Here is an 11,332-nt window from a genome sequence, read left to right on the forward strand (position 1 = left end):
ATTGGCTTTCGTCGCCAAATTTGGGCGTTTTTCAACTAAAAATGGTGACGAGATTAACTCTCGTCGCCAAATTTGGGCGTTTTTCAACTAAAAATGGTGACGAGATTAGGGTTCGTCGCTAAAATAGAGCATTTTCCGCATCAAAATGGTGACGAGAACGGCCCTCGTCGCCAAAATAGATCATTTTCCGCATCAAAATGGTGACGAGATTGGCTCTCGTCGCCAAATTTGGGCGTTTTTCAACTAAAAATGGTGACGAGAACAGCTCTCGTCGTCAAATTCGGGCGTTTCTCCCGGCTCAAAACAGCGACGAGATATGACTGGACTGTTTCGTCGCCAAAATTTGCCAACTCCCACCTCAAAATAACGATAAAAAAGGTTGGCTTTCATTAGAACCAACCTTTTTCATTTCATATGTTATTTAACATTGGCAGCTAGTTTGGCGACCATTGCCTCCTCTTCTTTTTCCACATCATAAATTCGTTCAATGTCCGCTCCTAAGGCGGCCAGTTTACCGTGGAAGTTGACATAACCGCGGTCTAAGTGTTGGAGCTCTGTTACGCGGGTAATTCCATCAGCAGCAAGACCTGCAATAATAAGAGCCGCTCCTGCACGTAAATCAGTAGCTGCGACTTCTGCTCCTTGTAAATCTGAAGGTCCATTAATGATAACCGATCTGCCTTCAATTTTAATATTGGCATTCATACGACGGAATTCTTCAACATGCATGAAACGATTTTCAAAAACCGTTTCTGTAATCATACTCGTGCCTTCTGATTTCAGTAAGAGGGCCATCACTTGAGCTTGCATATCAGTAGGAAAACCTGGGTATGGCATTGTTTTAATATCGACAGCTTTCAATTTATCCGGTGCGATTACACGGACTCCCTCAGCTTCTTCAATAAACTCTACACCCATTTCCTCTAACTTTGCGACTAAAGAAGATAAATGTTCAGGTACCGCTCCTTTTACATAAACATTTCCCCCGGTAATTGCTGCAGCTGTAATAAATGTGCCTGCTTCAATTCGATCCGGGATTATCGTATGGTCTGCACCATATAGTCGATCTACACCTTCTATACGGATGGTTTCTGTACCTGCCCCCTTAACAACTGCGCCCATACTTGTTAAATAATTTGCCAAATCGACTATTTCCGGTTCTTTGGCACAGTTTTCAAGAATGGTTGTTCCTTCCGCCAGTGCTGCGGCCATCATGACATTTTCAGTTGCGCCAACACTTGGAATATCAAAGTAAATTTTCGCTCCCTTTAGTTTGCCATCCACTCTTGCGTCAATAAAGCCATTACCAACTTTAACAACTGCTCCCATCGCTTCAAAGCCTTTTAAATGTTGGTCAATCGGTCTTGTACCGATTGCACATCCACCGGGTAACGCTACACGGGCACGACCTAGTCTGGCTAAGAGTGGTCCCATAACCAATACAGAGGCTCGCATTTTTCGAACATATTCAAAAGGAGCTTCCGCGGTTAGCTCTCTTGTTGCATCAATGTGAACCATATTATTTTGAAATTCAACTTCCGCATTTAAATATCTTAAAACTTCATTAATTGTATACACATCCGAGAGAGACGGTACATCCCGAATGATACTTTTTCCATCACTTGCAAGTAGTGAAGCGGCGATTACTGGTAAAACGGCATTTTTGGCTCCTTCTACTTTTACGGTGCCGTTCAATCTCTTCCCGCCGCGGACGATGATTTTATCCAAATGTATTCCCCTCCGCGTCCAATATCTGTTATATTAATATTCAATTGTCAATATCGGTGTTCCAATTACAAAGGTTGTTTTATCTTCATTCGCTGTTTTTCTCAACGAAATCTGCAAATCAAAGGATCCCGCTTCAGTGGGGATTTCCTTTGTAAACAGTGGACTGTTTACTGTCAGAGAAACAAAATTATTCTCCACTAAGTTTTCAATCATTTTTCCATTAAAGTCATGAATAATTGTCATTGATTTTTCCAGCAAAGACTTATCAATCATATCATTGAACTCTCCCTTTATACAAGAAAAAAAGGATGGACTTTTGTGAAAAAATTTTGGTAAAAAATACTCTTGTCGTTCATCTACAAGATGACTGACTTTTTCGTTCCATTCCGACCCTTTTATTTCATAAAGGATGAATCCTTGGATATTTTTACCATTTAATTCGGTTGTGAGTTGGATTTTTTCAGCATACGGAAGTGATTGGTCAGAGGATTTTCCAGTTAAAATCAACCGATCTTGACTGATTTGTTTTTCCCAAGTAAAGTCTGGAATTTCTTTTTGCCACTGATCGGCAACTTTTTCAAAATCTGCATAGGAAAAATCCAATTCCAATTCTTCCCTAGCAAGGACTGACCATTCCTCGATATTTCCATTATGTTTACTGATTATATCCATCATTTTATTCAAATCCGAATCATTTGTTACAGAGTTAGCTTTACCAGAAAAAATAAGAATAAAAATGAAAAATAGCGTACATACTGTCATTTGTAAATAAAACCTTTTACTCATGTTCCTCTCCCCTTTACTACCATTGTTGGTTAAAAAGGGGGATGTCATACATGGTAAAAGTCGTCACAATTTGACACGGTTTACTCCTGAAAAAATCATGTGAATATCTGTAAAACGCCCGACACCTATTTATTTCAAATTACTTTCATCCATGTTCATTATGTAGGGAATTTGTCTGGACCAAACGATATAATCCAGAAAAAAATTAGCTACGATTGACCCTATGGCTATCGCTAATAAAATATATAGGAGCCGCCCTTGCGTTACCCGATTTTTTCGAATAAACTTTTCAAAATTCAATGATTGCAATGCCCACCATGCCAGGGCAATAAAAATTAAATTAGCGACAATACTTAATATACTGAAAACCCCGACATTTGAAAGCATAGCACACACTCCTTTTTGAATTTTGAATGGCTAGTACATACAATGTATATTTTAACATAGCAAATAAATTTATAAATTACTTTTTTCTTCCAAAAAGGAAATTATTTTGTGAAATATTTCGTTTAAATGAAGGTGATTACAGTTTCTGGAAACTTGTTACGTCTTTCTATTAAAATTATCCACAATGTGTGAATTATTTTACGGGAAAATACTATCGAATTTTTATCAACTTCTATTTTCTCAACCCATTTATACACATATTTTACAAGGATTATCCACAAATTAAGCTAAGATATCCACTTTTCTAATGCATTTGTCCACAATATTCACCGATATATCCACAACAATTGAGTTGCTAAAATCCGCGGAAAAATAGAATATACACTGAAGTATAGGGAGCTCGCTCAGCACCTGTTGCGCTCCGCAAAACTCGGCGACTGCCGAACCTTTAGGGGAAAGCAAAGACGTAGTTCATCGGAAAAATATATAATTTTTTCGAGCGTGGTGTGTTGCTTTGAAGCTTTTCCTTTGAACTATACTTAAAACCTAAAATTTCTCACTGCACTACCTTGCTGGAAATTATACTTAACACACAAAAAAATCCCCTTAGCGGTTGGCTAAGAGGACTTTTCCGGATAAACGTGTACGTTCCGTTATCTTGCATTTTGGGAGACATTTATTCGATTTAATGCACGTCTTAGGGCGAGTTCGGCTCGTCTGTAGTCGATTTCGGATTGTTTTTGTTTCCGAAGACGTTCTTCAGCCCGTTGTTTTGCTCGTATGGCACGATCAATATCGATTTCATTGGCATTTTCTGCAGCTTGGGCAAGGATTGTTACTTTATCCGGACGTACTTCCAGAAATCCTCCACTAACCGCAACCAAATCAGTATGACCGTCTTTTTTTAATCGTACAGCACCAATGGCAAGTGGTGCCACCATTGGTACGTGTCCCGGCAAAATACCGAGTTCACCGCTGGCCGCTTTTGTGCTGACCATCTCTACATCTGATTCATAGACCGGACCATCAGGAGTAACGATACTTACGGATACGGTTTTCATTTCTTATCCTCCTCATAATCCAAATTACACTTCAACGCCCATAGATTTTGCCTTTTCAACGGCATCCTCAATTGTACCTACAAGGCGGAATGCTTCTTCAGGAAGATGGTCCCATTTACCTTCTAAAATTTCTTTAAAGCCACGAACGGTTTCTTTTACAGGAACATAGGATCCGGGTTGGCCTGTAAATTGTTCAGCAACGTGGAAGTTTTGTGATAGGAAGAATTGAATACGACGCGCACGATGAACGATTAATTTGTCTTCGTCGCTTAATTCATCCATACCTAAGATTGCAATAATATCTTGTAATTCCCGATAACGTTGCAATGTTTGTTGAACTTGACGAGCTACGGAATAATGTTCTTCCCCAACAATTTCCGGTGCCAATGCACGTGATGTTGATGCAAGTGGATCCACAGCCGGGTAAATACCCATTTCAGATAGTTTCCGTTCAAGGTTGGTTGTTGCATCCAAGTGAGCGAAAGTTGTTGCCGGAGCCGGGTCCGTATAGTCATCGGCCGGAACGTAAATCGCTTGAATAGATGTGACAGAACCTTTATTTGTTGATGTAATCCGTTCTTGCAATTGACCCATTTCCGTCGCCAATGTCGGTTGGTAACCTACTGCAGACGGCATCCGACCAAGCAAGGCAGAAACTTCGGAACCGGCTTGAGTGAAACGGAAAATGTTATCAATGAAAAATAGCACGTCTTGTCCTTGTTCATCACGGAAATATTCAGCCATCGTCAGTCCCGTTAAAGCTACGCGCATCCGGGCACCAGGCGGCTCATTCATTTGTCCGAATACCATCGCGGTTTTCTTAATAACACCGGAGTCTTTCATTTCATAGTATAGGTCGTTTCCTTCCCGTGTCCGTTCACCAACACCGGCAAATACGGAAATACCACCGTGTTCTTGGGCGATATTATTAATTAATTCCTGAATTAAAACTGTTTTCCCTACACCGGCACCACCGAATAGGCCGATTTTCCCACCTTTAATATAAGGGGCAAGTAGGTCTACTACTTTAATCCCGGTTTCGAGAATTTCAACTTTGGTAGATAGTTCTTCAAATTTTGGCGCAGGACGATGAATCGGATCTCTGCGAACATTTTGCGGCAATTCACCATCTAAATCAATCGATTCACCTAAAATATTAAATACCCGACCTAATGTGACATCACCAACCGGAACAGAAATAGGAGCACCGGTATCAATTACTTCCATACCGCGTACTAAACCGTCCGTTGATGCCATCGCAATTGTACGAACAGTGTCATCACCTAGATGTAAGGCGACTTCCAATGTTAAGTCGATGTCAACGTCTGCATCGTTTTGGGCTTTATGTTGAATTCGTAATGCGTTATAAATTTTTGGCAACTGTCCATTTTCGAATTTAACGTCGACAACCGGACCCATTACTTGAAGGATTGTCCCTTTATTCATCTTTTTCCCTCCTGACTATGTTACTTTTGTCCGTTCATTTGAAAAGTGTATGATTATCGTTTATTTGAAATTTATTCTAATGCGGAAGCCCCGGCCACAATTTCGGTAATTTCTTGAGTGATTTGTGCTTGGCGGGCCCTGTTATAGCTGATTGTTAACGTATTGATTAGTTCCATTGCATTATCCGTCGCATTCTTCATTGCCATCATACTGGACGCATGCTCACTTGCTTTACTTTCAAGTAATGCTCCAAAAATTAGACTTTCGGCATATTGAGGCAACAAGACTTCCAATATTTCCTCTACGTTCGGTTCAAACTCATAGATAAACGGTTTTGCAGCCGGTGCAATATCGGTTAATGGCAAAACCTTTTTCACAATAACATCATGTTGGATAACCGAAATATAGTGGGTATAAATGATATATAGCTCATCGTAGGTACCGTCAGAAAACATATCTACGGTTTTACTGGTGATGCTCTGAACCTCATTGAAATTCGGATGGTCATTTAACCCGGTAATTTCTAATAGGATGTTATGACCTTGTTTTTTATAGAAATCACGACCCACCCGTCCGATTGTAATCAAGCCGTATTCATCTTTTGATTTATGACGTTCTTGTAACAGTTGGTTGACTCGGCGGATGATATTGCTATTATAAGCACCAACTAATCCGCGGTCACCGGTAATGACAAGATAAGCTGATTTTTTTACCGGACGATGGATTAACATGGGATGTACAGCATCTGTCGTACCATGAGCAATACTGCCGACCACCTCTTGAATTTTTTCCATATAAGGGACAAATGATTTAGCATTCATTTCGGCACGGCTCATTTTGGAAGTAGACACCATTTGCATCGCCTTTGTGATTTGGCTTGTTTTTTTCGTTGAATTAATCCGTCCTTTTATTTCCCGTAAACTGGCCACTTTTCCTCACCACCTCATTGATTGATAAGCATTGTTACACGTTCGATAAGTGGAGAAGTTTCCCCTCGATCACGAACCGGTTATTTTGATTCAGACACAGCAAATGTTTTTTTGAAATCATTAAGCAGTTGTGTCAATTCCTCATCTGCCGGAAGTTCACGAGTCGTTTTAATATGTTCGACAGCGGCCGGTTTGTTTTGATCGATCCAGCTGTATAATTCATTTTCAAAGCGACGAATATCTTCTACCGGAATATCGTCCAAAAATCCGCGTGTTAATGCGTATAAAATGACTACTTGTTTTTCAACCGCAATCGGTTTGTGTAAATCTTGTTTCAATACTTCAACTGTACGTACACCACGTGCCAGTTTCGCTTGTGTTGCTTTATCCAAATCGGAACCAAATTGCGCGAATGCTTCAAGTTCACGGTAAGAAGCTAAGTCAAGACGTAATGTTCCTGCAACCTTTTTCATCGCTTTTATTTGTGCACTACCTCCAACCCGGGATACGGATAAACCGGCGTTAATGGCAGGACGTACTCCTGAGAAGAAGAGGTCAGATTGTAAGAAAATTTGTCCATCGGTAATGGAAATAACGTTCGTCGGAATGTAAGCCGAGATGTCCCCAGCTTGTGTCTCAACGAATGGTAGTGCAGTTAGCGAACCGGCACCTTTAGCATCACTTAATTTTGCAGCACGTTCCAATAAACGGGAATGCAAATAAAACACGTCACCAGGATAGGCTTCACGACCCGGCGGACGGCGTAGTAATAGAGAAAGTTCCCGATAGGCTGCTGCTTGTTTTGTAAGGTCATCGTAAATAACCAATACATGCTTTCCGTTATGCATGAACTCTTCTCCCATAGCTACACCGGCATATGGAGCCAGATAAAGTAATGGAGCAGGCTCAGATGCAGCAGCGGTAACGACAATGGTATAGTCTAAAGCACCGTATTTACGGAAAGTTTCAACCGTATTCCGAACAGTTGATTCCTTTTGCCCGATGGCGACATAAATACAAATCATATTTTCATTTTTTTGGTTAAGAATTGTATCAACAGCCAAACTTGTTTTCCCTGTTTGACGGTCACCAATAATTAATTCCCGTTGTCCACGACCGATTGGGACAAGTGCGTCAATCGCTTTAATCCCGGTTTGTAACGGTTCATGAACGGATTTCCGGTCCATAACACCCGGAGCCGGACTTTCAATTGGACGGGTTTTTGTTGTATGAATCGGACCTAATCCGTCAACCGGTTGTCCAAGTGGGTTTACGACACGTCCGATTAATTCTTCACCGACAGGAACTTCCATAATCCGTCCTGTCCGTCTAACTTGAGCACCTTCACGAATATCTGTAAAAGGCCCTAATATAATAACACCGACATTGTTTTGTTCAAGGTTTTGGGCCATACCCATTACACCATTTTCGAACTCTAGAAGCTCGCCGCTCATGGCATTATCTAATCCGTGGACACGAGCAATCCCGTCACCAACTTCGATGACCGTACCGATGTCGGTTACTTTCATTTCAGCTTGATAGTTTTCAATTTGCTGTCTAAGCAGTGTACTGATTTCCTCAGCTTTAATGCTCATTCATTTCACCCCTTATTACGATTTATCCTAATAGTTCGCGTTTGAGGCCGTCTAGTTTACCACGCAAACTTCCGTCAAAGATGCGATTTCCAATTTGAATTTTTAAACCACCTAGTAAATCATTGTTAACAACGTTCTCTATCTCCAGTGATACTTTATTCATTTTCTTGGCGAATACGCTTGAAATCGCTAATTTTTCTTCGTCTGTAAGTGCACGGACTGATTCCACTTTCGCTGTTGCAATTCCTTTTTGATCATAGGACATTTCAATATATGCATCGATCATTGGAATTATCGAATCGACTCGATGACGGTCGGTTAACAAAAGCAACGTATTTAATACATATGGTGAAAAGTCAGCACAAGCTTTTTTCAACGCATTGTGTTTTTCCTGATTTGAAACTTGCGGTGACTTTAAAAATGTCAAAATATCTTTATTGGAACCGAAAACTTCTTTGATAATTAGCAGTTCACTTTCAATTTGATCCACCAGATTTTTTTCTTGAGCCAACTGGAAAAGAGCAACAGCATACTTTGTTCCTGCAACGGTTTTACTCATTACTCTTCTCCTGCCTTTTTAATAGACTCTTGAATCAACTCGGCATGATCCTTTTCGCTTAATTCTTTCTCAATTACTTTCGAAGCGATTAAAACGGATAGAGATGCGACTTGCTCTTTTAAGGCTGCCACCGCATTCTCTTTTTCTTGTTGAATTTCCAAGCGTGCGGCTTCTTTATGCCGTTCTGCTTCTTCTCGTGCTGCACGGATAATTTCTTCTTTTTGAGATTCTGCTTGCTTTTTCGCATTTTCAATAAAAGTATGCGATTCTTGGCGAGCATTTTTTAACATTTCTTGTTGCTGTTGCAAAAGTTCTTTTGCTTCTTTTTTTGCAGCCTCCGCTTGATCGATTTCACTGGCGATATGCTCTTCACGATCTTTCATCATTTTCATTAATGGAGCCCATGCATATTTTTTCAAAAGCCACATGAGGACTAAAAATGCCAGAAGTTGGTATAAAGAATCGAGCACTGTAAAGCCTCCTGATGCAGCACCTAATACGAAACCATCTGTTAACACGCTACCATTCACTCCCTTCAAGAAGCACCATAAATACATTGTAAATTTATCAATTACGCATTCATATTTTTAGGCTATTCTTTAAAAGATTGTTGCAATCGATAAGAGATTATAGAAGCATCATTGCGTCAAGTATAATCTCAGTAGGTACAATAAGTTTAGAAACCTAAACAATTGTTTAATTTTCAAAAACCGGCTTATTTTACATGTAACATAAAGGAATGGCGAAGGTTCTTATGAATGATCTCCGCCATTTACTTTTATAAAGCTTAGTTAACTTTATGAAAATAGTGCGATAAAGGCGATTACAACACCCATGATCGGAATCGCTTCTACCATACCGATACCAATGAACATAGTCGTACGTAATAGACCTGCAGATTCTGGTTGGCGTGCCATCCCTTCTACAGTTTTTGAAACGATCCAACCATTACCGATACCGGCACCTAATGCTGCCAAACCAACTGCAATTGCTGCTGCTAATGTTTCCATTTAATAAAATCCTCCTTTAATTTATAAAAATGTGTATTGTTTTCATGTTCGTGAACTACCCGCCACTTATTTAGTTAAATTTGAAGCAGGGGTTTCCAAAGGCATTTAGTTATCTAGGATTCTCATTCTTTGGGGCGTGTTCACTCCGCCGGTAAAGCTTAAGACAGTTATGTCTACAGCTGCTTTTCTGTTCTGTGACGATGCATCTCCCGCCTAAACGTTATCACGTTTCAAGAAGGGAAGTTGATCGCCTGAAAATGATATTTATATTAATGGTCTGCACTAACCTTATGGGCCATATAGACCATTGTTAACATGGTAAAAATAAATGATTGGATAGCTCCGATAAAAATACTAAACCCTTGCCATACCATCATTAATGGGAAAGCTAAAACCCCCCCGATAATGCCGCTTGTTCCTAAAGAGACAAGTAAAGCAAGAAGCGTCTCACCTGCATAAATGTTTCCGTAAAGACGAAGACCGAGTGTTAATGTGTTTGAAAATTCCTCAACGATCTTTATTGGTGTCATGACTTTCATCGGTTGCGTATATCCAAGTAAGTAATTCTTAGCTCCACGCAGCTTCACACCATAATAATGAGTTAAGCCGAGTACCATAACGGCCAATGTCATCGTAATAAGAGGATCGGCTGTCGGTGATTTCCACCATAGCTCATGGCCATAAACAACGGCAAATGGCAACCCAAGCATGTTTGACACGAAAATATACATGATCAATGTTAAAGCCAAAAGATGGAATCTGGCGCCATTTTTCCAGTCTAGGTTGCTTTGAATAATTCCTTTTACAAAATCCATCACCCACTCAATAAAGTTTTGAGCTCCGGTTGGTTTCATTGCGAGTTTGCGTGTACATAATAAAGCGATTAAAAATACTATTAGTGAGGAAATTGTTATCATCAAAATATTTGACGGGTTATATGTCAAACCCCAAAACAATTCCCTAACCGGTTCCTCATGATGCACGTTACTCACCTCTCTTCCTGTAACCTTTTTTTATAAATAAAATGAGAGAATCGAGGGCCATGACAAGGTAAGATGTCAATAACCCAATTAAAGTAGATAAAATATTTATATCATTAGGAAATTGTATAGCGATTAAAATTGCTAATGCTGCGTAAGCAAACCTCGAAAGGGAACCGATAGAGTAAACCGCCTTACCTTTTGCGACAGCTTCACTCAGACGTATCGTTTTTTTATATAATAACCATAGATTAATAAAACTGACAGCTGTACCCAGTATGAAACCCAGAAATACTTCCTTGAATGATGTAAAACCCCATCCAAAAACAAAAATAGCTAAAAGGTAAAACATATATTTTCGATAGCGATTATATAAAAATTGAATATCAGGCATTTTTATACTTCTCCTAAAGTCCGGGTTAGGCCGCACAAATATTTTCAAGCACACCAACCTTATTTTACACCTAAAAAATGCTATTTGAAAAAAATTTATATTGTAGTTTAGGAATAAATGATTATGTTGATGTTCAGATTTCAAAATCATATTTTCTGAGCGGTTATCTTCTATAGATTACAACCCGATAACGAGATTACAACTAATAAAAGGTTTTGAAAAGGGGCTTAAATGATATTATACAATAGCATTTATATGGGAATGTGAAATTTCCACTAATTTTTTTTGTCCAGAAGTTTTCATTTCCGTCAAAAAAGTTCATAAAAGAACAAAAATCGCCATACAAAAAACCATAATTTTACAAATAAATGATGTATTCAAGTAGTTCATATTTTAACGAAAGAAATTTCATTATTACGATGGATTTTCAACTGTAAATAAGTTGAAAACCCTATCA

Annotated in this window: 13 protein-coding genes; 1 reads left to right on the forward strand and 12 read right to left on the reverse strand. The window is 39.4% G+C overall.

Annotated features, from left to right (window positions below):
- The first annotated feature begins 249 nt into the window (after positions 1 to 249).
- Positions 250 to 393, forward strand: coding sequence for a hypothetical protein (locus LIZ98_RS02665; protein WP_227138953.1), 144 nt, complete (start codon positions 250 to 252; stop codon positions 391 to 393).
- Positions 394 to 417: 24 nt separating this feature from the next.
- Here the strand turns inward: LIZ98_RS02665 and murA are convergent, their stop codons facing one another.
- The 12 genes from murA to LIZ98_RS02725 all read right to left on the reverse strand — a co-directional run bounded on the left by murA (position 418) and on the right by LIZ98_RS02725 (position 10,875).
- Entirely contained in the window at positions 418 to 1,728 is a 1,311-nt protein-coding gene (gene murA, locus LIZ98_RS02670; protein WP_041845027.1) for a UDP-N-acetylglucosamine 1-carboxyvinyltransferase, read from the reverse strand.
- A 33-nt stretch (positions 1,729 to 1,761) separates the two neighbouring features.
- Positions 1,762 to 2,514 carry a YwmB family TATA-box binding protein gene (locus LIZ98_RS02675; RefSeq protein WP_216407183.1) on the reverse strand — a complete coding sequence of 251 codons (753 nt, stop codon included), beginning with the start codon at positions 2,512 to 2,514 and terminating at the stop codon, positions 1,762 to 1,764.
- A 129-nt stretch (positions 2,515 to 2,643) separates the two neighbouring features.
- Positions 2,644 to 2,901, reverse strand: a complete 258-nt coding sequence (locus LIZ98_RS02680; protein WP_034773180.1) for a DUF1146 family protein — start codon at positions 2,899 to 2,901, stop codon at positions 2,644 to 2,646.
- Between the two features lie 653 nt (positions 2,902 to 3,554).
- A complete protein-coding gene (locus tag LIZ98_RS02685) occupies positions 3,555 to 3,962 on the reverse strand; it encodes a F0F1 ATP synthase subunit epsilon (RefSeq protein WP_227091914.1) in 408 nt (135 codons plus the stop codon).
- Positions 3,963 to 3,986: 24 nt separating this feature from the next.
- Positions 3,987 to 5,408 carry a F0F1 ATP synthase subunit beta gene (gene atpD / locus LIZ98_RS02690; protein WP_034773182.1) on the reverse strand — a complete coding sequence of 474 codons (1,422 nt, stop codon included), beginning with the start codon at positions 5,406 to 5,408 and terminating at the stop codon, positions 3,987 to 3,989.
- A gap of 71 nt (positions 5,409 to 5,479) precedes the next feature.
- Entirely contained in the window at positions 5,480 to 6,337 is an 858-nt protein-coding gene (gene atpG, locus LIZ98_RS02695) for an ATP synthase F1 subunit gamma (protein ID WP_034773183.1), read from the reverse strand.
- 80 nt (positions 6,338 to 6,417) lie between these two features.
- Positions 6,418 to 7,932, reverse strand: coding sequence for a F0F1 ATP synthase subunit alpha (gene atpA, locus LIZ98_RS02700; RefSeq protein ID WP_108898930.1), 1,515 nt, complete (start codon positions 7,930 to 7,932; stop codon positions 6,418 to 6,420).
- Positions 7,933 to 7,954: 22 nt separating this feature from the next.
- Complete coding sequence (locus tag LIZ98_RS02705; protein ID WP_227091913.1) at positions 7,955 to 8,491, reverse strand: F0F1 ATP synthase subunit delta; 537 nt, start codon at positions 8,489 to 8,491, stop codon at positions 7,955 to 7,957.
- Entirely contained in the window at positions 8,491 to 9,009 is a 519-nt protein-coding gene (gene atpF, locus LIZ98_RS02710) for a F0F1 ATP synthase subunit B (protein WP_227138952.1), read from the reverse strand. The genes LIZ98_RS02705 and atpF overlap by 1 nt, the downstream gene beginning before the upstream one ends.
- 279 nt (positions 9,010 to 9,288) lie before the next feature.
- Positions 9,289 to 9,501: a F0F1 ATP synthase subunit C gene (gene atpE, locus LIZ98_RS02715; RefSeq protein ID WP_034773189.1), complete on the reverse strand. Its 213-nt coding sequence runs from the start codon at positions 9,499 to 9,501 to the stop codon at positions 9,289 to 9,291.
- A 269-nt stretch (positions 9,502 to 9,770) separates the two neighbouring features.
- Positions 9,771 to 10,484, reverse strand: a complete 714-nt coding sequence (gene atpB / locus LIZ98_RS02720; RefSeq protein ID WP_034773190.1) for a F0F1 ATP synthase subunit A — start codon at positions 10,482 to 10,484, stop codon at positions 9,771 to 9,773.
- Position 10,485: 1 nt separating this feature from the next.
- A complete protein-coding gene (locus LIZ98_RS02725) occupies positions 10,486 to 10,875 on the reverse strand; it encodes an ATP synthase subunit I (RefSeq protein WP_227138951.1) in 390 nt (129 codons plus the stop codon).
- Positions 10,876 to 11,332 lie beyond the last annotated feature (457 nt).

It is taken from the genome of Caldibacillus sp. 210928-DFI.2.18 (assembly GCF_020554505.1).
Classification (GTDB): domain Bacteria; phylum Bacillota; class Bacilli; order Bacillales; family Caldibacillaceae; genus Caldifermentibacillus; species Caldifermentibacillus hisashii.